The sequence below is a fragment of the Mycobacterium shunyiense genome (genome assembly GCF_058270075.1).
On the sequence record NZ_JBZDPU010000004.1, the window covers coordinates 17,343 to 44,132 of the forward strand.

13 protein-coding genes and 1 pseudogene are annotated in these 26,790 nt (G+C 67.1%); 5 read left to right on the forward strand and 9 right to left on the reverse strand.

Annotated elements, in window-relative coordinates; all coding sequences use genetic code 11:
- Window positions 1-83: 83 nt before the first annotated feature.
- The 3 genes from AC4ELH_RS02185 to AC4ELH_RS02195 all read right to left on the reverse strand — a co-directional run bounded on the left by AC4ELH_RS02185 (window position 84) and on the right by AC4ELH_RS02195 (window position 7,534).
- On the reverse strand, window positions 84-3,071 hold the full coding sequence (locus AC4ELH_RS02185; RefSeq protein WP_236734598.1) for a heterodisulfide reductase-related iron-sulfur binding cluster: 2,988 nt from the start codon (window positions 3,069-3,071) through the stop codon (window positions 84-86).
- Between the two features lie 175 nt (window positions 3,072-3,246).
- On the reverse strand, window positions 3,247-5,739 hold the full coding sequence (gene iniR / locus AC4ELH_RS02190) for an isoniazid response ATPase/transcriptional regulator IniR (RefSeq protein ID WP_498883136.1): 2,493 nt from the start codon (window positions 5,737-5,739) through the stop codon (window positions 3,247-3,249).
- Between the two features lie 10 nt (window positions 5,740-5,749).
- Window positions 5,750-7,534, reverse strand: coding sequence for an Hsp70 family protein (locus tag AC4ELH_RS02195; protein WP_448448414.1), 1,785 nt, complete (start codon window positions 7,532-7,534; stop codon window positions 5,750-5,752).
- A 197-nt stretch (window positions 7,535-7,731) separates the two neighbouring features.
- Between AC4ELH_RS02195 and AC4ELH_RS02200 the strand changes: the two genes are divergently transcribed.
- The 3 genes from AC4ELH_RS02200 (at window position 7,732) to iniA (ending at window position 11,599) form a co-directional block, all read left to right on the forward strand.
- Window positions 7,732-8,280: an Rv0340 family IniB-related protein gene (locus AC4ELH_RS02200; protein WP_064877829.1), complete on the forward strand. Its 549-nt coding sequence runs from the start codon at window positions 7,732-7,734 to the stop codon at window positions 8,278-8,280.
- 284 nt (window positions 8,281-8,564) lie between these two features.
- The gene (locus AC4ELH_RS02205) at window positions 8,565-9,674 is read left to right on the forward strand and encodes an IniB N-terminal domain-containing protein (RefSeq protein WP_064886118.1); all 1,110 of its coding nucleotides are present in this window, start codon (window positions 8,565-8,567) and stop codon (window positions 9,672-9,674) included.
- Window positions 9,675-9,769: 95 nt separating this feature from the next.
- Window positions 9,770-11,599, forward strand: a complete 1,830-nt coding sequence (gene iniA / locus AC4ELH_RS02210; protein WP_448448415.1) for an isoniazid-induced dynamin-like GTPase IniA — start codon at window positions 9,770-9,772, stop codon at window positions 11,597-11,599.
- Here the strand turns inward: iniA and AC4ELH_RS02215 are convergent.
- Window positions 11,596-12,198, reverse strand: coding sequence for a hypothetical protein (locus AC4ELH_RS02215; RefSeq protein ID WP_498883137.1), 603 nt, complete (start codon window positions 12,196-12,198; stop codon window positions 11,596-11,598). The two genes, iniA and AC4ELH_RS02215, sit on opposite strands and share 4 nt — an antisense overlap.
- Before the next feature lie 126 nt (window positions 12,199-12,324).
- Between AC4ELH_RS02215 and AC4ELH_RS02220 the strand changes: the two genes are divergently transcribed.
- Together AC4ELH_RS02220 and AC4ELH_RS02225 are read left to right on the forward strand one after the other, a co-directional pair.
- Window positions 12,325-13,815 (forward strand): dynamin family protein, encoded by a 1,491-nt coding sequence (locus tag AC4ELH_RS02220; protein ID WP_448448418.1) that lies wholly within the window; start codon window positions 12,325-12,327, stop codon window positions 13,813-13,815.
- Between the two features lie 30 nt (window positions 13,816-13,845).
- On the forward strand, window positions 13,846-15,711 hold the full coding sequence (locus tag AC4ELH_RS02225; protein WP_498883138.1) for an Hsp70 family protein: 1,866 nt from the start codon (window positions 13,846-13,848) through the stop codon (window positions 15,709-15,711).
- 57 nt (window positions 15,712-15,768) lie between these two features.
- Here the strand turns inward: AC4ELH_RS02225 and AC4ELH_RS02230 are convergent.
- From AC4ELH_RS02230 to AC4ELH_RS02250, 5 genes and pseudogenes are all read right to left on the reverse strand, one after another.
- A pseudogene (locus AC4ELH_RS02230) lies at window positions 15,769-16,704 on the reverse strand (type IV toxin-antitoxin system AbiEi family antitoxin domain-containing protein).
- Between the two features lie 77 nt (window positions 16,705-16,781).
- Complete coding sequence (locus tag AC4ELH_RS02235; protein WP_498883139.1) at window positions 16,782-17,258, reverse strand: hypothetical protein; 477 nt, start codon at window positions 17,256-17,258, stop codon at window positions 16,782-16,784.
- Window positions 17,259-17,277: 19 nt separating this feature from the next.
- On the reverse strand, window positions 17,278-17,757 hold the full coding sequence (locus AC4ELH_RS02240; RefSeq protein WP_448448422.1) for a hypothetical protein: 480 nt from the start codon (window positions 17,755-17,757) through the stop codon (window positions 17,278-17,280).
- Between the two features lie 39 nt (window positions 17,758-17,796).
- Complete coding sequence (locus tag AC4ELH_RS02245; protein WP_498883140.1) at window positions 17,797-18,726, reverse strand: LLM class F420-dependent oxidoreductase; 930 nt, start codon at window positions 18,724-18,726, stop codon at window positions 17,797-17,799.
- 10 nt (window positions 18,727-18,736) lie between these two features.
- On the reverse strand, window positions 18,737-26,719 hold the full coding sequence (locus AC4ELH_RS02250) for an ATP-binding protein (RefSeq protein WP_498883168.1): 7,983 nt from the start codon (window positions 26,717-26,719) through the stop codon (window positions 18,737-18,739).
- Window positions 26,720-26,790: the final 71 nt, after the last annotated feature.

Genomic DNA, 26,790 nt, shown 5'->3' on the forward strand with positions numbered 1-26,790 from the left:
GGGGCTGGGACAGGACATCAGGGGGCAGAACGCCGAACGGCCACCTCCTCGCGGAGATGGCCGTTCGGTGCGTTACGACGTGCTCAGCGCTTACCGGGACGCTTGGCGCCCGGCTTGATGCCAAGGCCCACGACCGGCGGTTCCGGCTTGGCGGGCTCGGCCGGCGCCTCGGCGGGCTTCTCAGCAGCCGGTTCCGGCGTCGGCTCGGCGGCGGGTGCAGCCGGGGCCGGGGTTGCCGGAGCAGCCGGAGCAGCCTTCTTGGCACCCGGCCGACGCGCGCCTGCGGCGATGCCCAGGCCCACGACCGGCGGTTCCGGCTTGGCCGGCTCAGCCGCCGCGGGAGCGGCAGCCGGTGCCTCCGCGGCGGGAGCTGCAGGAGCAGCCGACGCAGCAGGGGCCGCAGCCTTCTTGGCACCCGGACGCTTCGCGCCGGCCGCCATGCCCAGACCCTTCACCGGCGCCGCGGGAGCTGCCGGAGCGGCAGGCGCCTCGGCAGCCGGAGCGGCAGAGGCGGCAGGGGCCGCGGTCTTCTTGGCGCCGGGACGCTTGGCGCCTCCGGCGATGCCCAGGCCCTTGACCGGAGCTGCCGGAGCGGCGGCCTCGGCAGCCGGAGCTGCCGACGCAGCGGGAGCCGCGGTCTTCTTGGCGCCGGGACGCTTGGCGCCTCCGGCCATGCCCAGACCCTTGACCGGGGCCGCAGCTGCGGCCGGGGCTGCGGGAGCTTCGGCAGCGGGTGCTGCCTCAGCCGCCGGAGCTTCCTCGACCACCGGTGCCGGAGCCGGTGCCGCCGCTGCGGCCTTGGCCTCGGCTTCCGCGCGTGCCTCGGCTCGCTTTTCGGATTCCTTTGCCGCCGTGCCCTTCTCGGGCAGCGTGATGCCGCTCTTGTCCAGCGAGTTCAGCAGCAGCTGAGCCACGTCGAGCACTTCGGCCTTCTCGACGTTGCGCGCCGCGGCCACGTCGTCGACACCGTCGGTGATCATCACGCGGCAGAACGGGCAGCCGGTCGCGATGGTCGAGGCGGTGTCCATCGCCTCTTCGGTGCGCTCCACGTTCACGCGCTTGCCGATGTGCTCTTCCATCCACATCCGCGCGCCACCGGCACCACAGCACAGGCCGCGGTCGGCGTGGCGGGGCATTTCCTTGAGCGTCACGCCGGAGGCCTCGACCAGCTCACGCGGAGCCTCGTAGACCTTGTTGTGACGACCAAGGAAGCACGGGTCGTGGTAGGTGACCTCGGGGCCGCCGGTGGACTTGACCGGCACCAGCTTCTTGTCCCGGACCAGGCGGTTCAACAGCTGCGTGTGGTGCACGACGGTGTAGTTGGCGCCCAGCTGCGGGTACTCGCGGCCGATCGTGTTGAAGCAGTGCGGGCAGGTGACGATGATCTTGCGGTCGACCGTCTCGACACCCTCGAACAGCTCGTTGATGGTCTCGACGTTCTGCGCGGCCAGCTGCTGGAACAGGAACTCGTTGCCGGAGCGGCGGGCCGAGTCACCCGTGCAGGTCTCGCCGGTGCCGAGCACCAGGAACTTCACGCCCGAGGCGGCAAGCAGCTCGGCGACGGCCTTCGTGGTCTTCTTGGCCCGGTCCTCGTAGGCGCCGGCACAGCCGACCCAGAACAGGTACTCGAAGCCGTCGAAGCTCTCGACATCCTCGCCGTAGACCGGGACGTCGAAGTCGACCTCGTCGATCCAGTTGGTGCGGTCCTTGGCGTTCTGGCCCCAGGGGTTGCCCTTGGTCTCCAGGTTCTTGAACAGCACACCGAGCTCACCGGGGAACTCCGACTCGACCATGACCTGGTAGCGGCGCATGTCGACGATGTGGTCGATGTGCTCGATGTCCACCGGGCACTGCTCGACGCAGGCGCCGCAGTTGGTGCAGGACCACAGCACGTCGGGATCGATCACGCCGCCCTGCTCAGCGGTGCCGACCAGCGGGCGCAGTGCCTGCTCGGGGCCGGAACCCTCGATGCGGGCGAAGCCGTCCTCAGGAACCCCGTGCCCATGCAGGCTGTCGCCCAGCTTGGCGAAGTCGACCGAACCCTCTTCGGGCATCGGCTTGCCCTCGATGATGTATGGAGCCTTCGCGAACAGGTGATCGCGCAGGTTCATCATCACGAGCTTGGGAGACAGCGGCTTGCCGGTGTTCCAGGCCGGGCACTGCGACTGGCAGCGACCGCACTCGGTACAGGTCGCCATGTCGAGGTTGGCCTTCCAGGTGAAGTCCTCGATGCGGCCCTTGCCGAACACCGCGTCTTCGGCGGGATCCTCGAAGTCGATCTTGTCGCCCTTGTATTCCATCGGCAGCAGCGGGCCGAGGCCGTCGGGCAGGCGCTTGAAGGTGACGTTGATCGGGGCCAGACCGATGTGCAGGTGCTTGGAGTGCAGCACGATCAGCAGGAAGGCCAGCATGACGCCGAGGTGGGCGAGCAGCGCGATGGTCTCGAGCCACACGTTGGCGGTGTGGCCAAGCGGAGCCAGGAGCGCGGCCATGCCGTCGGAGAAGAAGGCGCCGGACTGGTACGGGAAGTTCTCGCCCAGGACGTTGACGGCAGCACCGCGGAAGATCGCGTAGGTCAGGATGACCAGGAAGATCATGATCAGAATCGTCCAGGCGCCGCCGTTGTGCGAGCCGTAGAAGCGGGACTCGCGACCCAGCTGCTCGGGGTTCTTACGGATGCGGATGATCGCGAAGACGATGATGCCGGCCAGCACGGCGACGGCGAAGAAGTCCTGCAGGAAGCCCAGCACGGCCCAGCGGCCGACGAACGGAATGTGGAACTCGGGGTTGAACAGCACCCCGTAGGCCTCGAGATACACCGTGGCGAGGACGAAGAAGCCCCACATGGTGAAGAAGTGCGCAAGGCCAGGGATGGACCACTTCAGCAGCTTCGACTGCGCGAAGACTTCTTTGTTCTGGTTCAGGAAACGCTGGACGAGATGGTCCTTGCGGCCACGCTCGTCGCCGACCTTCTGTCCCGAGCTGATCAGCTTGGTCAGCCACAGCACGCGCTTGCCGGCGAACACCAGCACGACGAGCGTTGCGAGCACACCGAGAATCAGTCGCGACACAACCAGTGTGTGTTCGAGACTCTCCACAGAAACGCCTCCATTCGGATGTTACCCGTGAGTAACTTGGGCATAGTTACCCGTCAGTAACTTAGCTTCCTTCAGCTCATAGTGACATTTCGGTGTTTCCCACCGCTACCGAGGCTTACCTAACTTTGAGGTCACTGTGGTATGGATCTCAGCCCTGCGGAGCCAGCATCGCCCTCAGCATCGACAACATCTCCGTGCGCGACTCGGCGCCGAGGCGCCGCCGGATGCGCGCCACATGGTGCTCGACGGTCTTCGCCGAGATGAACAACTGACTGCCGATGTCGCGGTAGGGCATGCCGAGCAGCAGCAGTTCGGCCACCTCACGTTCGCGGTCGGACAGCTTGGTCGACGACGGAGCCGGCGCCCGGGGTGCGGCGCCGGGCGGAGGGGCCGAGACGACTTCGACGTCCTGCACGGCACTGGTCTGCTTGAGGTCGCGGGCCAGTTGCAGCATCGCCTGGGACACCCGGGCATCCGGCGTCTGCAGTGCGGCCTGGCTGGCCAGCCGGGTGCCGTCCCAGGTCAGGCCGAACTGCGACAGCCCACGTGCCGCGGTCGTGACCTCGTCGGTGTCGACGTGATTGGCCAGCACCCGCAGCCAGATGCGCCCGGCATTGGCCAGCGCGCGGGCGAACGCGCTTTGACCGGCCGCCGCGGTCAGTGCCTGTCCGTGCGGAGCAACGGCTCCCGGCGAGTTGGCCAGGATCCCGGCGTGCACACCGGCCCAGTGCAGCGGCACCGACCACAACACCGGATTGCCGAGTGCCGCGAGCAGGCTCCACGCCTCGGACAGCGTGTGTTCCAGGCGGTCGACCTGACGCATCCTGGCCCCGGCCACCCACAACTCACCGAGCGGCAGCAGCGAGAACAGGTCGATCGAATACTCGGCGAGCACCTCGACCGCGGTAAACCAGTGCTTCTGGACGGCGCCGCTGTCTCCACTTCGCCGGGCGATCGCGGTACGCAGCGCCGCCGCCCACAACGCGTCGCGACGGTGCAGATCCTCTCCCGCTTCGGCGGCGGCAGCATCCGCGCCTGCCGCGCCGAGCTGGCCATCCTGCATCTTCACCCAGCCCAACAGCAGCCGGTGGCGCGCCGCGCTGAACGCCTCGTCGCCGCTGCCGGCTCGCACCGCCCGGCTGATCACGCTGCGTGCCCGCACCGAGTCACCGCCGTGCAGGGCGGCCAACGTCACGAGAGCAGCCGGGGTATCGGGGGCGACGCCGCCGGCCTGATATTCCGCGGTGACCGCCTGCCCCAGCCGGGCCACGGTCACGGCGAACGGCTGATCCAACGACAGCACCAGGCCTTCGGCCAGGTTGCGTGCCGCCCGCGCTGTCGAGGTGGGTGGTCCGGCCACCTCCGAGTTCGACGACGCCCGCGCCGCGTCGGCGTCACCCGCGGCAAGAAAAGAGGTCGCGGCGGCTGAGCTGATCAAAGTGTCCGGATAGGGGCCGAGCCACCGGAACAGGTCGGCGGCCTGGGCTGCGCCGCCGTCGTGCATGGCGACGCTGGCCGCGACCCGCACCGCGGTGGCGCGTTCGGAGGGGTCCTCGGATCCGAGCAGCTCATCGGCCATGCGGGCCGCGGTGGTGCAGTCTCCGGCCAACGCCAGTGCGTCGGCCAGTCGGGTGCTCACCGCGGCGGCCCCGGCTGTGACCGCGGCGCGGTAGAGCCGAGCCGCCCGCGCCGGCCGGGCGCGATTGTGGGCAGCGTGCTCGGCCAGCGCCTCGGCCAGCCGGTCATCGCGTAGTCCGTGCTCGGCCAGACGTACCGCGAGGTCGGCAGACAGGGTCGACAGTTCGAGTTGCGAAGTGAGCAGGGAGGTTTCGATCTCATGGTGGCGGGCGGCACCGGCGATCTGGGCGAGCGATTCGTGTACCAACCGGACGAACCGCCGGTCGTGAGACGGCTCTACCAAGCCGCCGGCGCGGGCCCGATCCACCAGTGCCGACGCCTCGGCACCGGTCAACCGCAGTGCTGCCGCGACGTCGTCGGGGCCGAGATCGTGGCTCAGTGACAGGATCAGCAGCGCATCGCGGGTGGCGTCGTCAACCAGTCGTAATCGGTGCAGCAGTGCGAACTTTGCCGCATCGGCCGGGGCCTCGACCGCATCTGCCGCTGCCCGCAACAGAAACGGCAAACCGGCGGTCGCGGCCAGCACCGATCTCACGGTTTCCACGGTCGCCGGTGACCCCAGCGCCGCGGTCAGCACCCGGCCCACCTCGGCTGCCGGCAGAGGGCCGAGCCGCAGCACCGGGTTCTCCCGCTCCAGAGCGGTGGCCAACGCGTGCAACTGGGGGCGGTGGGTCAACGGCTCGCACGCCACCACCACCGTCGCCGAAGGATCCGCGACTTTCTCTGCAAGACAATCGATTTCGGTGTCGCTCAGCTGGTCTGCATCGTCGACGACGAATGCCGCCTCGGCGGCATCGCCCGGTCGGGGAGCGCGGGTCAGCACGGTACGGCCGGCCTCGCGCAGTGCGCCACGGATCTCGGCGAGCACCGTGCTCTTGCCGGTTCCGTTGCCGCCGGACAGCAGCAGCTTCACCGGCGCGGCCGGGTCGGCCTGCACCGCACCGATCGCCGTCCGGGCAGCCAACGGGAGCTCCGGAACGGGTTCCGGTGCCGGGGCGGTCATCAGCGCTGACCTAGGCTCCGCCGCCTGGGGCCTCCGCCGCCGCAGTGGTGGTAACCGGCGGCTGGGTGGTGGTCGGCGGCTTCGTCGTCGTCGGAGGCTGCGTGGTCGTCGTCGGCGGTTGCGTCGTCGTGGTCGTTGTCGTCGGTTGCGTGGTGGTCGTTGTGGTGGTCGTCGTTGTCGTGGTGGTTGTGGTCGGACTGGTCGTCGTGGTGGTTTCCGGCGCGGACGTCGTCGTCTCCGGCGGCGGTGGTGGCGGGACGACGACAGTGGTGGTCTTGACCCCGTCGGGCCCCTCGGTCACGGTCGTGATCGGCTCGGGCGGCGGCCCCTCCGGGGACGGCCCCATCGAGTAGGTGGTGCTGGTCTCGGTGAGCGGGGTGGAATCCCCCTCGGAACTGGTCAACGTCACCGCGAGGCCGCCTGCAGCCAGCAGTACAGCCGCAGCCGCGGCCCCGAACAGGATCCCCGGACGTCTGTACCAGGGCAGCGGCGCCGGTTCGGCGTCGAACATCTCCTCTTCATGGCTGAACTGGACAGGTGGCCGCGCCGCGGTCGTGCCCGGCGCGGTTTCGTACTCGCCGCCCGCATAGGGAACCGGTTCATTTCCGGGTGCATCGTCCTGCGACCAGGCCAGGGCACTCCCCGCATCCCCGTCGTCGGCCGACGGTTGCGCCATGGTGGCGCCCGCCGCCCAGGCAGCCGGTCCGAGGCTGGTGGGAGCCATGCCGGTGGGAGCATCCGCAGCCGCCACCTCGGGGGCCATGCCGGTCGGTGCAGCGGCGTCGATGACGCGCTCGGCGACGAGAGCGGCCCCCAGGGCCACATCGAGTTGCGGTCGCTGGGTTGTCACCACCGGGGCGCGCGACCGCTCGGACAGTCGCTGGGTCACCAGAGGGATCGCCGCTCCGCCGCCGACGGTGGCGACCGCGGTCACACTCGACAGCGCAATGTTGTTGCGCTGCAACGTGTCTTCGACGGCGTCCAACAGGCCGGCCAGTGGCGCGGACATGAGTTGCTCTAGTTCTGGGCGGGTCACTCGGACGTCGGAGTTGAACCCGGGCAGTTCGGTGGGAATCGCTGTCGCGGTGTCGGCAGACAACCGCTCCTTGGCCTGACGGCATTCGGCCCGAAGCTTCGCCAGAGAACCGACCGCCGCGGTACCGGCCGGGTCGGAATCGTTGGCCGTCGCGATCCCGCTGAGCACGTGGTTGAGCAGCGCCTGGTCGATTTGATCGCCCGAGAAGTCCGGATAACGGAAAGTCGGTGCGATCGTGGCGAAATTGGCGCCGGCGTCGGCCAGCGTCACGCTCGTCCCGCTGCCGCCGAAATCGCACAACACCACGACGCCGTCGGCGGGTAACCCCGGATCAGCCTGCAGCGCCGCCAGCGCGGTCAAGGAGTCGGGCACCAGTCCCGGCGGCACACCGGCCGGTGACAGCGCGGGCTTGTTGCGCAGTGCGCCACGTAAGGCGCCCACGGTGCTGGGACCCCAGTGCGCAGGTACCGCGATCACCACGGGCGCACCACCGCCGGCGGTGCGGGCCATGACGTCCAGGGCCTCGGCCAGTACCAGTTCACCTCGGTGCTGGGACCCGTCGGCTGCGACAAGGGGAACCGGGTCGCCGACGCGCTCCACGAAGCCGGCCAGCGGCAACCCGCTGCCGGTGTACTCGCCGACGTCCGGCGCCCGGTCGTTGTGCAGCGTGAAAATCGATCGGCGGATCACCGGTTGGCGGCCTTCGCGGGCTGCCACCAGGTTGGTCATCCCGATCGACAACCCCAGTGAGTCGGTCATCAGGCGTCACTCCTGTTGTCTCGGCCGACCCTCACCCTAACCGCTGAGGCATCCAGGACTCGGCATTGTTCCCCTAGTGGCGTCAATCCCCTAATGTCCACCCCCCTAATGGCGGGTGGGCGGGGGTGGGCTCGGCACCGATCCCAGCACCACCACAGCTGGCTAGCATTCGAAGCGAACCGTTGAGGAGGTGGAGCATGGCGAACACATTGCTGGACTTTGTGATGTCGCTGGTGCGCGACCCTGACGCTGCTGCCCACTATGCCGCCGATCCGGCGCAGGCCATCGCCGACGCGCATCTGACTGATGTGACCAGCGCGGACGTAAACAATCTGATTCCTGTCGTGTCGGAGTCGTTGTCGACATCCGGCGGTGGCGGCGCGTTCGGTGACCTGGGTGCCGCCGACCCGGGCGGCAACGTCTGGGCCAGTGGCGCGGCCACGGCGGCGTTCGACGCCTTCGGCGATCACGTGCCGGTCGATGCCCCCAACCATGCCTGGGATACGACGGCGGGGCAGGTGATCGACCAGTCGGGCTCGCTGGACCATCTGGTGTCCACCGGGCCGGTCATCGACGACATCGGCGTCCTTCAACAGCCGCTCGAAGACGTATCGCTACAGCTCAACGAGCCGGTCATCGAGGATGTGCCGGTCGCCGATCCGGTATCGGATGCCGTGTGGGATCACCACGTCGTCGACACCGAGCATCACACAGACGACCCGGGCGGCTTCGATATTTTCGACTGAAGCCCCCAGACCTTCCAATAAGCGCGCGACCCATGCGGTCGCGCGCTTATTGCGTTTTACCTGCGGAAACATCAGGACGTGCGGGGCTGTCGGCCCATCCCCTACGGATCCCCTATACCCCTATTGGGGGAACCCCCAGCACCCCGGGTGGGGAAGATGCGGGGAGGGGAATCGACCCCGTTTCCGGTGTTGCGGCGCGCCCATAACGTTGTCTCCAGATCGCCGGAGAGCCCGGCACGGGGAGTCACCAGACACTCCACAGAAACATCCGAAAGGTTGGAGCAATGACCACTCTGATCGACTTCATCCTGGACCTGTTCCGCAGCCCCGCCTCGGCAGCTTCGTTCATCGCCGACCCGGACGGCAGCCTGCGTGACGCCGGCCTGCCGAACGTGACCGCGGCCCAGCTGCACGCCGTTGCGGCCACCGCCGCCCCGGCCGGTGTCCTGCTCGGTGGGGGCAACCCGGTACTCGGCCTGCAGCGCGCGGTCGCCGACCACCACAGCATCCCGGCCTCCTTCGGGAACCAGGTCGCCTCGCCTTTCTCCCCGCAGACGCAGTTCGCGCCGGAGGTTGCCAGCAACAACGACACCGAGTGGGCCAGTCACAACAACGTGCCGGTGATGAGCCCCAACCAGGACGCCGGTGCCAACGCCCAGCAGGGCGCCTTCAACCTGGGCTTCGGTGACATCACCCTCGGCGATAAGAGCACCAACACCGCCACCAATGGTGGCGTGGTGGTCGACGGGGAGAACAAGGGCGACATCGTCAGCGGTGACGGCGCCGTGCTCGGCGACGGCAACACCACCAACAACGGTGACGTCTGGGCCGGTTCCGGTTCGCACGTCAACGTCGGTGAGGGCAACGCCATCGAGGACAGCTCGCAGCACGCCGGCGGCGACGTGGTGTCCGGCAACGACGGTCCGGTGATCAAGGACGTCGACATGAGCGGTGGCCACGGCGGCGGCGCGTCCGGCGGCGACAGCCTGATCGGGATCGGCAGCGGCGGTGCGTCCGGTGGCGACGGCGGCAACGCCGGCTCGATCATCCTCACCGATGCCTCAACCCACGCGGTCGGCGGTAACCAGACCACGGTCGACGGTGACTACGGCAGCCGCAACACCCAGGACAACTCGACGCACACCTCGGTTCAGACCGAATCGACGCACAGTGTCGAGGACAACTCGTCGAGCTACACCTCGAACATCGGGTCGGGCAACGACACCGCGTTCGCGTCGAACAACGACACCGCGTCGCACAACGACACGTCCTTCGGGTCGCACAACGACACCAGCTCGGCGCTGGGCTCGGGCAACAGCTACGACTCGCACTCGCAGTCCCACACCGATGTCGCGTCGCACAACCCGATCGAAACCGGGTTCGACGCCTTCTGATCCGATCCCACAGGGGCGGGGGCCATCCGTTACGCGGGTGGCCCCCGTCCCGTTGGCGCGCCTACCGTTGAGCCCGGCATGCAGGAGGAAATCTGATGACGCAACCGAATGACCCGCGCAAGGTCAAGGTGATCGTCGAACTCATCGACCACACCAGCACGATTGCCGACACCTACGATCGCGGCGATCTGGTGGAGCGGCTCCGGGTGGCGAAGGTGCGCATCAGTGACCCACAGATCCGCGTGGTCATCGCCGGCCAGCTCAAGCAGGGCAAGAGCCAACTGCTCAACTCGCTGCTCAACATTCCGGTGGCCCGCGTCGGCGATGACGAATCCACCGTCCTGGCCACCGTCGTCGCCTACGGAGAGCAGCCGTCGGCACGGCTGGTGGTGGCCCGGCCCGACGGGGCCGAACCCGAACTGATTGAGATCCCGCCCTCGGAGGTGACCAACGACCTGCGTCGCGCTCCGCAGGCCGGCGGCCGTGAGGTGTTGCGAGTCGAGGTCACCGCGCCGAGCCCATTGCTCAAGGGCGGGTTGGCCTTCGTCGACACCCCGGGAGTCGGCGGGCTCGGGCAGCCGCACCTTTCGGCGACCCTGGGCCTGTTGCCCGACGCCGATGCGCTGCTGATGGTCAGCGACACCAGCCAGGAATTCACCGAGCCGGAAATGACCTTCATTCGCCAGGCGATCGAAATCTGTCCGGTGGCAACGGTTGTCGCCACCAAGACAGACCTTTACCCGCACTGGCGCGAGATCGTCGGCGCCAATACCGGCCACCTGCAACGGGCGGGTATATCGACCCCGATCACGCCTGTCTCCAGTGTGCTGCGCAGCCACGCCATCCAGCTCAACGACAAAGAACTCAACGAGGAGTCGAACTTCCCGGCCATCGTGAAGTTCCTGTCCGACCGCGTGCTGACCCGCGAGAGCGACCGGATTCGCGACCAGGTGGTCGCCGAAATCCAGTCAGCTGCAGAGCATCTGCTGTTGTCGGTTGACTCCGAGCTGTCTGCCTTCACCGATCCCGACGAACGTGAGCGGCTCACCGCCGAGCTGGAACGGCGCAAGCAGGAAGCCCAGGACGCCTTGCAGCAGACCGCCCTGTGGCAGCAGGTGCTCAACGACGGTATCGCCGACCTGACCGCCGACGTCGACCACGATCTGCGTAACCGGTTCCGCAACATCACCCAGCACGCAGAGAAGGTGATCGACACCGGCGACCCCACCCTGCACTGGGCCGAGATCGGCTCGGAGCTGGAGGAAGCGGTGGCAACCGCCGTCGGCGACAATTTCGTCTGGGCCTACCAGCGTGCCGAGGCACTGGCCGCCGAGGTGGCCCGCACCTTCACCGAGGCAGGTCTGGAGGCGGTGCAGCTGCCTCAGATCGACGCCCGCGACATGGGCGCCGGATTCGGCGAGATGAAATCGCTGGCCCGGCTGGAGGCCAAGCCGATCAAGGCCGGGCACAAGGTCATCACCGGCATGCGCGGTTCCTACGGCGGTGTGCTGATGTTCGGCATGCTGACGTCCTTCGCCGGACTCGGCATGTTCAACCCGCTGTCGCTGGGCGCCGGTCTGGTGCTGGGTCGCAAGGCCTACAAGGAGGACATGGAGAACCGCATGCTCCGCGTGCGTGGCGAGGCCAAGACCAACATGCGCAAGTTCATCGATGACGTCGCCTTCGTCGTCGGCAAGGAATCGCGGGACCGGCTCAAGGGCATTCAGCGGCAACTGCGCGACCACTACCGGGGGATCGCGAACCAGACCACCCGCTCGCTCAACGAATCGCTGCAGGCCACCCTTGCTGCGGCGAAGGTCGAGGAGAACGAGCGCAACACCCGGGTCAGGGAACTGGAACGCCAGAAGAACATCCTGACTCAGGTGGTCGACCACGCCCAGAACCTGGCCGGGGTGGGCAACTAGGCTCCGGAATAGGAGACAACGAGGACGATGACCGCGATCGTCGCAGTCAACGGAGCTGCCAGACAGCCGATCAGCATTCCGAGACCGACCTGTGTTGCCTTGCCTCCCGAGAAGTAGAGCAGGCCTCCGATCGCAGCCACGATCAGGAGCGCGGGCAAGACGATGTAGAGCAGGAAGATCACGAAGTATCCCATTGTCACAGCGGTGAATTCGAATATGAGACTGGTGATCAGAGCCGCCACGAAGCTGAGAGGACCGAACTTGGTCGGCGCGGGGCTGTCCGTCATTCGTAGATCCAGAACGCAGCGAGCAGCCAACCGATCAACACGGCTGCAGCCGAGCCGGCGACAGCCAGACCGACGCCGCGCCAGCGCGATGACCTGGGCTTTCAGGAGCGCAATGCTGATCACGAGGGCGATCACGGCGGACATCGCAGCCCCGGCCGACATCACTATCGGGAACGGGTCGCCGACCAACACCCACTTTCGTGCCGCCCAGGTGGTCGACAGGAAGAGCATCAGCACCAACTGGAACACCAGCGGTACCGACCAGGTGGCGGCCCGCCAGGTGGCGGAACTGACTCTGCTCGCAGTTTCCATGTGCTGCACCTCCGTGCCGGCGGACCGAGAGGCCGACCGCGCGATCGCCCCGGTGAATATTCAAGCGTGTTCGGCACGTTTTAAGCTCGAAGGGTTACCTGGCGTCGAAAGGTTGGACCCCGCAGCGTGAGCACGGCCGATCAGGTGCGCTCGATTCTGGGCGGCACCATCAAGGCGTACCGGGGTGACCCGGCCTACCGCAATCGGCCCGACGTCCACAACGAGCTCGACCGCATCGGACGCCGGCTCAACCAGCCGATCCGCATCGCACTGGCCGGCACGCTCAAGGCAGGCAAGTCGACCCTCGTCAACGCGCTGGTCGGGGAGGACATCGCGCCCACCGATGCCACCGAGGCGACCCGCATCGTCACCTGGTTTCGGCATGGGCCCACGCCCAAGGTGACCGCCAACCACCGCGGCGGGCGGCGTGCCAATGTGCCGATCGCGCGGGACCCGCATGACCGCGGCCTGACGTTCAGCTTCGCCGGGCTGAACTCCGAGGACGTCGTCGATCTCGACGTCGAGTGGCCGGCCGCCGAGCTCATCGACACCACGATCATCGACACCCCGGGAACCTCGTCGCTGTCGCGAGACGTATCGATGCGGACTCACCGGCTCCTGGTGCCCGAGGACGGCGTTCCTCGTGTCGACGCCGTGGTGTTCCTGCTGCGCACCCTCAACGCCGCCGACATCGCCCTGCTCAAACAGATCGGTGAGCTCGTCGGCGGGTCCTCGGGTGCACTCGGTGTCATCGGCGTGGCCTCGCGGGCCGATGAGATCGGTGCCGGGCGCATCGACGCGATGATGTCGGCCAAAGACGTCGCCAAGCGGTTCACCGAGGAGATGGACAAGACCGGGATCTGCCAGGCCGTGGTCCCGGTGTCGGGTCTCCTCGCCCTGACCGCCCGCACCCTGCGGCAGAGCGAGTTCGTCGCGCTGCAGAAGCTCGCGGGCATCGAACCCGCCCAGCTGACCAAGGCGATGCTCTCGGTGGACCGGTTCGTCCGCGAGGACAGCTCGCTGCCGGTCGACGCGGCCACCCGCGCGGCGCTGCTGGACCGGTTCGGCATGTTCGGCATCCGGATCTCGATCGCGGTGATGCACGCCGGGGTGTCCGATTCCGTGGCACTGGCCGACGAACTGCTGGAACGCAGCGGCCTGATCGCCCTGCGCGACGTGATCGACCAGCAGTTCGCACAACGGTCGGAGCTGCTCAAGGCGCACACGGCGCTGCTGTCGTTGCGGCAGTTCGTGCAGCGCAACCCGATTTATGCGACGCCCTACATCCTTGCCGACATCGACCCGCTGCTCGCCGACACGCATGCCTTCGAGGAGCTGCGGTTGCTCAGCCTGTTGCGCTCGCGTCCCACGACGCTGAACGAGGACGAGATGGCCTCACTTCGCCGCATCATCGGTGGCTCGGGCACCGATGCGGCCAGCCGGCTCGGGCTGCAGCCCGATGCGCCGTTCGACGGGCCCCGCGCGGCCTTCGCGGCGGCGCAGCGTTGGCGGCGGCGCGCCGAGCATCCCCTCAACGACCCCTTCACCACGCGGGCCTGTCGGGCCGCGGTCCGCAGCGCCGAGGCGCTGGTGGCCGAGTACTCGGCGCGGCACTAACGAATCGGGCTCCGCCGCCGACATACAGGTATGCGTGATTGCCTGGGGTTGTCCGTGGGGGCGACCAATCTGGTGGCGATCGCCGACCACACGCCGTTGGTGCGGCGGGCGGTGCTCACCGTGTCCGGGCATCGTGGGCCTGTGGTCGGTGCGCCGTCCTTGGCCGATGGCGGGCTGGTGTTCACCGATTTCGTGGGACGGGTCGGCGATCCGGTGCCGTTGGTCGCCGCCGACGGTTCGATGCATCGCGCGGAGCAGTTGTTGGCCGGGGCGATCGAGGCGCTGACGCGTGAGGTGAGCCCCGCGCAGCGTCCGGATGCCTCGGTGGTGGCGGTGCCCTCGCATTGGAGCTCGGCGGCTGTCGATTCTGTGCGGCGGGCGATGCCCGGCGTCCGGGTGGTTCCCGATTCGGTCGCCGCGCTCACGGCCATCCAGTCGTATCCGGGCCTGCCGGCCCGCGGCGTGGTCGCCCTGTGCGACTTCGGCGGGACAGGTACCAGCCTGACCTTGGCCGACGCTGCCGCGGGATTCGCGACCATCGGCCAGACCGTGCGGTTCGACGAGTTTTCCGGCGATCTGATCGACCAGGAAGTGCTGCGACTCGTCCTGCGCAATCTGGAGGCCGAACCCGCCGGCACTGCAGCGGTGAGCACACTGGCGCGGCTGCGGGATGAGTGCCGCGATGCCAAGGAACGGTTGAGCGATCAGAGTGCCACCAGCCTGGCCGGGGTTGGCGGTGCAATGAGGCTCACCCGTGCCGAACTCGACGCGGTAGTCGACCAGCCGCTCGGTGGCGTCATCGAGGCCATGCTGGACCTGCTGCGTCGCAACGGTATTCACCCTGCGCAGCTGGCGGCATTGGTAACCGTCGGTGGTGGAGCGCGGATACCACTTGTCACCCAACGGCTTTCATCGGCTTTCCGGCTTCCGGTCACCACCGTGCCGCAGGCCCAGGTGATCGCCGCGGTCGGTGCCGGCCTGCTGGCCCGACGCGGGGTCGACGAGACGGCAACGCAGGTGGCGGTTGGTCCTGTGGCCGCTCCTGCGCCTGCGTCTGCTGTCTCGGCTTCGGCTGCTTCGGCGACCGGCACGGTGGCCGCATCCGCGCTGGCCTGGTCGGTGGAAGACTCGGCGGCTGAGGTCGCCGAGTTCGTTCCCGAGTCGGTGACCGAGGATTCGGCCCGGCCCGAATTCGTGTTCTCCGAACCGCCTATGGCGCCCGCTCCAGCGCGTGTTGCCTGGTACCGGCGTGGCGGTGTGGTGACCTATGCAGCGGTGTTCCTGGCCGTGGTCGGCACCGTCGGCATGGTGTTGTCGGCGCGGGCCGATCGCCTCGACGCCGCAGTGTCCGGACTGCTGGGGCCACAAACCGTTCCGGCCGAATCCCCCTTGGCCCAGGCCGCGCCCGCACCGCCCACCCGGACCGTGGTTGTGCGTGATCCGTCCTGGCCAGATCCTGGTCCCGGTGCGCCCGCACAAGCTGCGCCGCGTCCGGCGGCCGCACCACGGCTGGTGCAGAGTGCGCAGAGCCCAGCCGCACCGCAGCGAGTGGCTCCCGCGCCGCAGGCGCCCCTGCCACCGCCGGCCGCCCCGGCACCCGCGCCGCTGCCTGCACCTCCGGTAGCACTGCCGCCGATTGCGGTGCCGCCGTTGGTTTTTCCGCCCGTCGCGCTTCCACAGTTGCCGATCCCGACGTTCACGCCGCCGTCGAGCCCATCATCTTCACCTGGCCCGTCGCCGACTCCTTCGCCGACGCCCGAGCCGACACATGCGCCAGAGCCCACACTCACGCCGGAGCCGACACATGCGCCAGAGCCGACGCACACGCCGGAGCCCACCAAGGCACCCGAGCCCACGCCCGCAGCCACGCCCACTTCAGCTGCCCCGGCACCCTGAATGGATCAACACCGAGGATTACTGCTCGATAGTGACTGCAATCCTCGGTGTTGACGACTATGCGGCGCGGTCGAGTCGAGTGAACTCACACTCCGGCCCACATGGATGGCCGGCGACCGCGATTCCGTGTCGCTCGAGCACCTGGGCGATCTTGCCTGCTGTCTGACAAGGCCGGTCGAAGACCTGCCCGTAGGACAGCCTGACTGTCGAACGACCGTCGACGGCGGCGTCGAGATCCCGCTCGAAATCCGCATCGCGCCTGGTCGCCGAATCGTGATACACCCGGCCGTCGAGTTCGACGATGAGCTGTTCGCCTTACTCGGTATCGCGATAGCAGACACCGACGGATGACGTGGCCCGTTTCTGCCGCTCGGCTCGGGGGAGACCGTGCGGGCGCTCGACGCGAACGAGATAGCCGTGCTCGAGCACCGAGCAGGTGCCCTCGGCGATATCAACCAACACCGAGCGTAACCACCGGCGACGGCGGACCCGTGCCCGAGAATCGAGCACTTGCAGTAACCGATGGGCGGTGGTTCGCCGCGATTGACAGGCATTGGCCAGGACCGCAATGGCATCGAGTTCGGACGCGGCGCGGCATGCGACGTCGAGCGCGGCTTCGTCGTAACGCATCCGCGGTGGGCCGACGTTCCACAGCACTCGCTCGTCAAGATTCACAAGGTGGTGGATGCGGACTCCGGTCGGTTCCGCCAATATCGCCCGGTATTGCGCGACCGCAACATGGATGGGCAACGCGTCGGCTCCCATGGCCGATTCGAAACACAGCGCCGCCGGCGACGCGTAAAGGACTGCGGCCCAGGCGCGTTGCGCCCACGTCAGCGGGCCGGTGTGGTCGACATACACCCCGGCGTGGACTCGCGCCCACTCGTTGCGTCTGAGCAGCCGCCGTATCTCATGCTCCAGCAGACCCGCATCCAACGCCTGTCGACGCGAGATCACCCCATTCTGTTGGCGGAGCACGTCGTCAACTTCCACCAACTCGATACTTGTGGACAGGCGCGACGGCGAAAAGAAGCATTTCGAGGACCTGTGGATAACCTGCGCCGAGCCGGTTAGGGGTTACCCGCGGGCGGCGGCGTTGTCGTCGTCACCGGCGCAGTGGTGGTTGTCGTCGGCGGGGGCGTCGTCGTGGTCGTGGTCGTGGTCTCGGTCGTCGTGACGGGCTCAGTGGTTGTGGTCGTGGCGGTGGTTTCCTCGACCGTGGTGGTCGGTACGACCGTCTCGGTGACCGTGTGAGTGGGCGCCGGAACCACCGGGGCCGAGCTGGCGACCGATGTGGTGGTGGTTGCCGTGGTCGACGTGGTGGTAGTCGTGGTCGTCGACGAGGAATCAGACGAGAACAACTGCACCAGGGCATAGATGACCAGCGCCGCGATCACTGCACCAGCAGCGCCCATGCCGACCAGCGCAGCGGGCTTGCGGTACCACGGGACGGCCTCGGGAGTGGGCGGCGCGGGCGCTTCGGAGTACTCGCCGTAGCTGGGCGCGTACTGGGTGGGCTCGTCGTCGTCGTCGTAATAGTTCGACACGCGCCGATGGTAGGCGCGCTCAGCCGCCCGGCGGGGGATACAGCGTGCGTGTCACGTTGGTACGCGGCCGGTAGTGCGTCGTGGGGTACTCGCCGTAGTCGGCGCCCGGCGACGTGTACGACGGCGTGGTCGTTGTCGTGGTCGTCGTTGTCGTCGTAGTGGTGGTCTCGGACGTCGTGGTGGGCGAGGTCTCGGTCGTCTCCGAGGACGAGGTGGTCGTGGTGTCGGACGGCACGCCGAACTCGGTGGTCACCGGCAGGCGGGAGGTGGTGGTCCGGGTCGTGGTGGACTTCGTGGTCTTCGAGGTCGACGTATAGGTGGGCGGGACGAAATCGATGGGAGCGTTCTCAGGCCCTCCGGAGCTGGTCAGCGAGATCACCGCCCACAGCAGCAAGCCGATCACGGCGAGCGCAGCAGCGCTGGCCCCCGCGACTGCCGGCGTCGAGTGATGCCAGGGCGCCTCGGGAGGCTGCCCCTGATCGTCCTCGTCACCGGCCACGGGCACCGATACTATGCCCGGCCCTGAAGCGGGCTTCGGTCAGCTCAACTGACGGATGACTTCACCGGCGAAGAGCTCGAGATGATCCAGATCGGACTGGTCGAGCATTTGCAGGTAGACCCGCTGCACACCGGCGTCCAGGAACGGTCCCAGCTTGTCGACGATCTCGGCGGGTGTGCCGACCAGGGGCGAATTGCTGCGCAGCTCGTCCACCTCGCGGTTGATCGCCGCGGCGCGCTGGGCGATCTGCGCTTCGTCGCGGCCTGCACACAGCACGAAGGCCGCCGAGTAGGTCACGGCGTCCGCGGCTCGTCCCGCTGCGGACACCGCGTCGGCCACTCGCGCGAACTGTGTTTTCAGGGTGTCCAGCGGCACGAACGGCACGTTGAACTCCGACGCGAACTCCGCGGCCAGTGCGGGCGTGCGCTTGGCGCCCAGCCCGCCGATGACGATCGGCAGAGTTGACTGTGCGGGCTTGGGCAGCGCCGGTGAGTCGACGACGGAGTAGTGCCTGCCGGTGAAGTCGAAAGTCTGCCCAACCGGCGTCTTCCACATACCGGTGAGGATGCGCAGCTGCTCTTCGAGCCGGTCGAAACGCTCACTCAGCGGCGGGAACGGGATGGCGTAGGCCTGGTGCTCGGCCTCGAACCAGCCCGCGCCGAGGCCCAATTCCACACGGCCACCGCTCATCTCGTCGACCTGTGCCGCCGAGATGGCCAGCGGCCCTGGATGGCGGAACGTGGCCGAGGTGACCATGGTGCCCAGTCGGATCGTCGAGGTCTCGCGTGCGAGACCGGCCAGCGTCACCCAGGAATCCGTCGGCCCGGGCAGGCCGTCACCACTCATCGCCAGGTAGTGGTCAGACCTGAAGAACGCCGAATATCCGAGCGATTCAGCGACGCGGGCCACCGCGAGCTGGTCAGAGTAGGTAGCGCCTTGCTGGGGTTCGACGAATACACGGAAATCCACGACCGCCAGCCTATCGGCGATCTGAAGTGGGCGGCTGTTGAGTGAGTTCATCGAAGCGGGCGAGCGCGGCGTCGAGGTCGGCTGGGTCAAAGACTTCGGCCCGACTGAGCTGATCGCCTTCGACCGTCACGAGGCAAATGTCTCGCCACTCGGCATCGAAACCCTCCTGGGACGTTGCTGTCGCCACATGAGTGACGACCACTCCGACGTCACTGAGCTGATGAACCGCCTCGACGTAGATGGTGGCGTGTGTCGTGATGTCCCAGATCGCACGCAGTGACGCACCCAGACCACCGGTCGCGATAGCGACTGTTGGCCGGTGGTCGATGTCCGTCCAAGTTGGTGCGACCGCGGGAAGCTCATGCCGATTCAGCGCAGCGTATGCGCTCACGATCGTCGACCATGTTTGCGTGTGCGGTGCCGCTTCACCGGCGAGGTAGCGCGCATCGAGTTCTTCGAAGGCGGCGTCGAGATTGCCGGGGTCGAACACCACGCGCGCAGAGATCCGGTCATGGGTATCGATCTCCGCGACGCACAGTGATTCGGTGTGAAACACATCTGGTCCCTGGTTCCCACTCGCCATCTGAGTACGAGCGAGGAAGAGGCGCTCACCGCGCGTGGCGACGACATCTGAAGTGATGCGCGTGGCGCCAAGTTCTGCGACTGCCCTCGCGTCGGCGATTGCTGCATCTGGACCGTACCTAGTCCCGGCATTGACGACGGTCCGACGGTCGTCGAAGGAAAAATCGTCCGCCAGATACTGGTTCATCGACTCCCAGTCACGGGCGGCAAAGCAATCTAGACAGCGTTCCTCCACGCGACTCGCCGCATTGTCGAGTCGCGGCGGCTGCTCAGTGAGCTCATCGAACCTTGCGAGCGCGACATCGAGGTCGGACTCGTCGTACATCTCACAGCGGTTCACCGCGTCGCCGTCGACCGTGAACACCACGATCTGTCGCCACTCGGCATCGAAACCGTGATGCGAACTCCCGTTCGCCGCTTGGGTGATGACTGTGCCAAGTCTGTTCAGGCGATGCGCTGTCTCGATGTGGACTTTCAGATCGGGCGACACATCCCACGCGGCATGGATGTACGGGAACAAGTCACCCGGCATGAAGGCGACGCCTGGCCGGTGGTCGACGTTCACGAGGTCAGGCGCCGCACGGGGTATCTCGTGTCGGTTCAGTGCGGCGTAACCATTGGCCACAGCCGACCACGTCTGCGCGTGGTCGGCTGCCTCACCCGCGACATACCGCGCTTCGAGTTCGGCGAACGCGGAGTCGATGTCGTCGGGGTCGAAAAGTACGAGCGCGCAGATACGTTGGTTCGCGTCGATCTCGACGATTTGAACAAGATCGATCAGAAATGCTTCGGGGCGCTGGTCTTCACCCGAATACCGGATACGGCGGAGCGTGAGGTGCTCGCCGCGGGTCGCAATGGCGGCCGGCGCTATTTGCGTGAGACCGACCTCGGCGCCGACTCGGAGATCTTCGATCACCACGTCTCGGCCGCGCCGACGATCGGCGTTTATCACCCGACGACGATCGTCAATCGAGATATCCTCAGCCATCAGCTGCGACAACGCAGTCAGATCCCCGGCCGACAAGTATTCCTGGCAGCGCGCTTCCACCAGGCTCGCAGTGTTCTCCGGCCGCGGTCCCCGCGGCCGATTGAGTTCATCGAATCTGACGAGTGCGGCGTCGAGGTCGTCCTCGTCGAACGCCTCGGCGCGGCTGACGAGATCGCCTTCGATGGTCAGTATGGCAATGTTTCGCCATTCGACATCCAACCCGTCCTGCGAGGTTGCCGACGCTGTATGAGCGACGACCACCCCGACGTCACTGAGCTGATGAACCGCTTCGACGTAGATTCTGGCTTGTGACGTGGTGTCCCATATCGCTTGCAGCGACGCGCTCAGGGCGCCTGTCTCGATGGCGATCAGTCGTCGGTGGTCGACGTTGGTCGAGTCCGGCGTCGCCGCGGGAAGCTCATGCCGATTGAGCGCGGCATACGCATTGATGACCGTCGACCACGTATGGGCATGCGACGCGGCCTCGTCGGCCAGGTATCGGGCGTCGAGCTCGGCGACGGCGGAGCCGAAGTCGTCGGAGTCGAAGGTGACCACATCGATGATGAGTCCGTCGGCACCCAGCGCGATGATTTCGAGAATTTCCACGTGGAACCCGTCGACCTGTTCATCGCGGTTTGCGTATCGGGAGCGCCTGAGCGCCAGGCGCTCACCGCGTGTCGCAATGACGGTCGCCGCTGTGTTGCTGACGCCGAGCCCTACGACTGCGCGGGCGTCTTCGAGGGCGGCATCCCGACCGCGACGAATGCCAGTGCTTACGATGTGGCGGCGGTCCTCACTGCAGAAGTTGTCGGCCAGCATGGTCGCCAACGCGTCCAGATCCGCTCTTATAAAACACTTCTGCAAGCGCTCGTACGCGCGGCTCGCCGCGTTCTCCAGCAGCGGCACCGGGCGACTGAGCTCCTCGAGCCGCGCGAGCGCAGAGTCGAGGTCTGCCTCGTCGAACATCTCGCTTCGATTGAACAGGTCACCGTCGAGCGTCATGAGGTGGATCTCGCGCCACTCTGCCTCGAAGCCGTCTCGTGAGGTGCCGTGCAACGCGTGCGTGACGACGACTCCGAAATCGGTCAGCCGATGGACATCCGCGATGCGGAAGCTGATGTCCGGCATCTGATTCCAGGCGAGGCGGGTGTATTCCTTGATGTCGCCGGGCGCGAACGATGTGACCCGCCGGTGGTCGAGACTCACGTGGTCGGGCGTCGTTGCGGGGAGCTTGCGCCGGTTGAGTGCGGCGTATACGCCGATGACTGCCGACCAGGTGTGCGCACGGCCGGCCGCTTCACCGGCGAGATACCGGGCGTCGAGTTCTTCAAAGGCAGCGTCGAGGTCGTCGGGGTCGAATGTGACCGTCGCGGCGATCCGATGGTCAGCGGCGATCTCGATCACGTGCAGGAGATCGAGGCCAAACTCGTCGGGCTCCCCACCGTTGAGCGAGAATCGAGCGCGGGTGAGAAGGAGGCGTTCCCCGCGCGTCGCTACGGTGTTCGGCGATTGTGTGGCGCCGAGATCGGCTGCTATCCGGAAGTTTTCGATGAATGTATCCCGGCCGATTTGTAGGTCGGCGCTGATCACCCGACGACGGTCGTCGAGGCTGATGTCATCGATCACCATCTGCGCCATGGCGTGCCAGTCGTGGGCGGCGAATCGCTCCAGAAAGCGATCGGTCGCTCGGCTCGCGGCATTCTGCAGCCGCCGGGATGGCCGGATGAGTTCGTCAAACTTTTCGAGTGCTGCGTCCAGGTCCGCCTCGTCGAACAGCTCGGCACGATTGATCAGGTGGCCTTCGGCCGTCATGATGACGATCGCTCGCCACTTGGCCTCGAATCCTTCCCTCGATCTTCCCTTTCCTACATGGGTGAACACCGCTCCGAACTTGTTCAGCCGGTGCACAACCTCGATGCGGACGTTCAGCTCCGCTGCTAGCTCCCACGAAGCGTGGAAGTAGGCAACGCCTTCACCAGAAGCCATCGCGGTGGTGTGCCGATGATCCAAGTTCACCCAGTCAGGTGTCGTCGGAGGGATCTCGCGTCGGTTGAATGCTGCGTACGCGTCCGTGACTGCCGTCCAGACCTGCGAGTATGGCGCTGCTTCACCGGCGAGATAGCGGGCGTCGAGTTCTTCGAAGGCGGCATCGACGTCGTCGACGTCGAATACGAAGCGTTTCGATATTTGGTTGTCGGAATTCACTTCGATGATCTCGAGAAGGTCGCTGTGGAAGGGCTGGGGTTGCCGGCTCGCGGCCGCTCGGCTGCGACACAAGACGAGATTTCTACCGCGGATCGCGATGACGTCTGACCGGAGTTCCGTTACTCCGACTTCACAGATGGCGACGATCTCGGGGATCACCGCATCGCGCCCCGTTCTGCGGCCGGCATTGACTACCGGACGGCGATCCTCGGTTGAAATGTTCTCGGCCAGGACATTTCGAATTGCATCCCAGTCGCGGATGGCGTAGCTCGTGATGATGTCTTGATATACGTGGCTGGCGACGTTCTCCAGCCTCGAGACTTGTGGGCGTTCTTCCTCGAACTGAACATGCAGGGCTTCGAGTTCGGCCACACGCTCGCTCGCTGCGACGGCCGGGGTGTGCATTTCGACCGAGGTCTCGGGCTGAGCGGGTGCGGCCGGCGGGTTCGGAAAGGGCCGCTTCCCGAGAAGTCTGTGCGTCTTTTCCGCAAGTGCCACAGCGCCTTTGCGGTCGTAGAGCTCGGCGGCGCGTTCGGCCGCAGCCTGTGCGCCCACCGTGTCGCCAGCGGCGTCCAACACCACCGCCAGTGCCAAGCATGCATCGCCGTGGTCGATCAGTGCATCGGTGCGCGCCGCAATGGCGACGGCCTCCTCGGCCATCCGCCTTGCCCCATCGTGATCTCCGCGGCGCGAAAGCAGCTGGGCCCGAACTGTCCGCCAGGTGATCGATGCCTTCAGCGCATGGCCGGCGAGCCGCTCACTCTCGGAACACAATTCGTCGGCCTCGTCGCCCCGGTCGAGCAGTAGACAGGTGCGGCCCAACAGCGCCGCCGTCTCAGCAGCATCTGCGTCGAGACCCATCCGGCGCAAGCCGTTGTAGGCAAGACGAAGATGCTGCTCGGATGCAGTGGGATCATCGAGCACCAACTCGACGAGCCCGGCGAAGTGCTCAACTTCGAGAACCGCATGGCGCAACCCCAGTTCGGTGACGGTGCGTCGCGCGGAGTCGATCATCCGCCGGGCGGCAGCCGCCCGGCCGCGAAACGCTTCCAACACGGCCTGGCACCGGGTCGAAGTCGCTTCGACCGCAGGCGAATCGGTCGTGATCCGAAGTAGGCGAACCACGTCGAGGCATCGACCACCCGCGCGTGGAACCGGGTTGGGCCCCCACAATGCCGCCAGGGGAGCGCCCGCGAGCACCTCGTTCACCCGTCGGTGCTCGCGTGCCCGGCGCGCGGCGGTGAGAGCGTTGTCCAACGCCACTTCGCAGTCACCGATGCGCCCGAGGCGCGCCAGGCACCCGGCCCGGACGGTGTACGCCTTGGCTTCCCCCGCGGCGTCGCCCAATTCGGCCAAGGCTGCCGCAGCCGTGCCCACTGCGGCCTCGATCTCGTCCAGGCTCTCCGGGTCGACGAGCGTTGAGAGTTCACCGTCGAAGCACGTCGCCCATGCCGCGAGCCGTGCCGAATCACGGGTGCCCTCTTTCAGTTGCGCTACCGCACCCGCCGCCGAGGACACATCGCCCGCGGCCAGCAGCGCCTCGCACCGGGCGACCAGGAGCTCAACTCGCTGGTCGTCGCGGTCGGGCAACTCGTCGTCCAGTTCGTCCAGCGCGTGCAGGGCATGGTCGTACAGGTCGGCGGCACCCTCGTAGGCCAGGCGCGCCATTGCCTGGTCTGCGGCACGACGGCAGTACTCGACGGCCTTGACCGCGTTTCCCGCCCAGGCGCATTCGAAGTAGTGGTGGGCCAGATCGGCCAGAAGTTCGTCGCCGGTACCCGGCAGATTCTCCAGCGCCGCGGCAATCCGCTGGTGCAGCCGCATGCGGCGCACGGAGGCGAGTTCAGCGAGCAGCGATTGCCGGACGATGGCGTGGTTGAAGCGGTAGAGACCGCCGGGCTCCTCGATGAGGATGCCGGCCTGGCACGCCTCGTCGAATGCGTCGACGAGATCCTGGCCGACCACTTGCTCGACCAGGTCGAGGGCGAACTGGCTACCGACGACCGCGGCCGCGGCGAGCGCCTTGTTCGTCTCGAGCGGAAGACGGGAAAGTCTGCGGCTCACGGCTTCCCGGACGCCCTGCGGCAGCGTGCTCGGGTCCCAATGCCCACCGCTTTCGTCGACATGGCGCAATGCCTGGATGAGGAAGAACGGGTTGCCACCGGTGACCGATGCCAATGCCCGGGCCAGCTCTTCGTCGTCGTATCCGGCTTCGGCCACGTACGCCGTCACGTCGTCCTCGTCGAGGCCGTTGAGGGCAATGCGTTCGGCGCTGCCGTCGCGGTGGAGGTCGGCGAGCATCGCGGCCAAGGGATGGGACCGGTCGAGGTCGGTACTCCGGTAGGTACCCACGATCTGGACGCGGGCATGCTCGCCGAAACGTAAGAGGTGGCGCAAGAGGAGCAGGGTGGGCTTGGCCGCCCAATGAAGATCATCGAGTACCAGGACGATGGGCACGTCCAACGAGGCGATGCCCAGCAGGGCGACGACGGCGTCGAACAGTGCATAGCGTTCGGTGTCCGGATCGCCGTGTGGGGGTGCGGCGACATCGGGCAGCACGTCGGTCAACCCGGGAACCAGCGGCAGTAGCGCCTCTATGCCGCGCATTCCGCGCAACCGATCGGAACCGACGCCGGGCACGAGTGTGCGCAGGGCTTCGGCGAACGGTTGGTACGGCGCACCGAGATCCTCGTCGGAACGGCCGTACAGCACGAGCGCTCCCTGTTCGTATGCCTGCCGGCACCATTCGCCGGCCAGGCGGGTCTTGCCCACGCCCGGTTCTCCCGCGATCAGTACGGCGCGGGTGCCGGCGATGACCGTCTGGTGCCAGGCGGCGAGCAGCTCCGCCAGTTCACGGCCACGCCCGACAAACGGACCCGGTCCCGCGAGAACCGCCGGTATGGCAGCCCGCTCAATGGGGGAATCGCCTGCCGGTGGAGGGCTTTCGGCGGTCTGGAGGCGGAGCTCGAAGATGTGCTCGGGCCGTGCCAGGTTCTTCAATTGGCGCATGCCCAGGTCGACGAGCGCAACGTCGTCGGATAAAGAGTCGATGACCAGCTCCGCTGTCGCACCCGAACATAGGATCTGACCACCGGAGGCCTGCGAGCGCAGCCGGGCGGCGCGGTTGACGGCACGGCCGAAGTAGTCGCCATCGCGAAGCTCGGCTTCCCCGGTGTGCAACGCGATGCGGATACGCATGGGTTCAGCCAGCGCCCACGGCTCGTGAAAGATGGCGTCCTGCAACTCGATCGCTGCTGAGGCGGCGGCTGACGGACGATCGAAGACCGAGAAGGTGGCGTCGCCTTCGCCACGCGTCTTGATCAGGCGCCCACCGCGGGAGGTGACGACCTGTTCGACGAGCTCGTCGTGACGGGCGAGTGCGATGGCCATCGCACCTGCGTCCGCCTCCCATGCGGCGGTGGAACCTTCGATATCGGTCAGCAGGAACGTCACTGCCCGCATGGAAGATGAAATACTCTGTACAGCAGGGACTTCCAGCGCGGTGTCCTGTGCGACGATCGCTGCTTCGAGCCGGCGCAGGTCCGGGCCCGGGTCGACCCCCAGCTCATCGGCGAGTACCGACTGTGCGCGCTTGAATGCCCCTAGGGCTTCACCTTGTCTGCCGGCGCGATAAAGCGCGAGCATCAGCTGACCCCAACGTCGTTCGCGTAGCGGAGCGTCCGCCACAGCGGCCTCGAGGTCGCCGATGATCTCCGCGGCACGACCAGTCGCGAGAAGCGCGTCCGCCCGATCCTCCACCAGGGCCGCGTGGGCCTCGATCCACCGAGTCTTCTCGGAGACGCCCCGCCGGCCGTCGGGCAGTTCCGGGATACCGCGCCACAGGGTGGCCGCCTCGTCGAACCGGGTCACCGCAGTGCTGGTGTCGCCGGCGCCCAGGGCATCCCGGCCTGCCTTGGTGAGCGACTGATACCGCGAGGCATCGGTCTCGGCCGTGTTCAGCCGCCAGCCGGTGCCCTGGGTCAACACGAAGCCGTCGCCGAGAGTGTGACGCAGTGAGGAGATGTGGGTCTGCAGGGCCTTGGCGGCCGTGCGGGGTGGATCGTCGCCCCAGAGCAATTCCGTGAGCACGTCGGCCGGTACCACCGCACCACCGTGGAGTCCGAGCATCGTGAGGATGGCACGCGGCTTCGCGCCCGGTATTACGACGGGCGCACCGTCCATTCGGACCTGAAGAGGTCCCAAAACCCCCAGTTCCACCGATGAAAGCGTACTCACGCATTGATCGTCGGTGGGGCGATTCAGCGCCCAGTCAAGAACGGGTAAAGCCC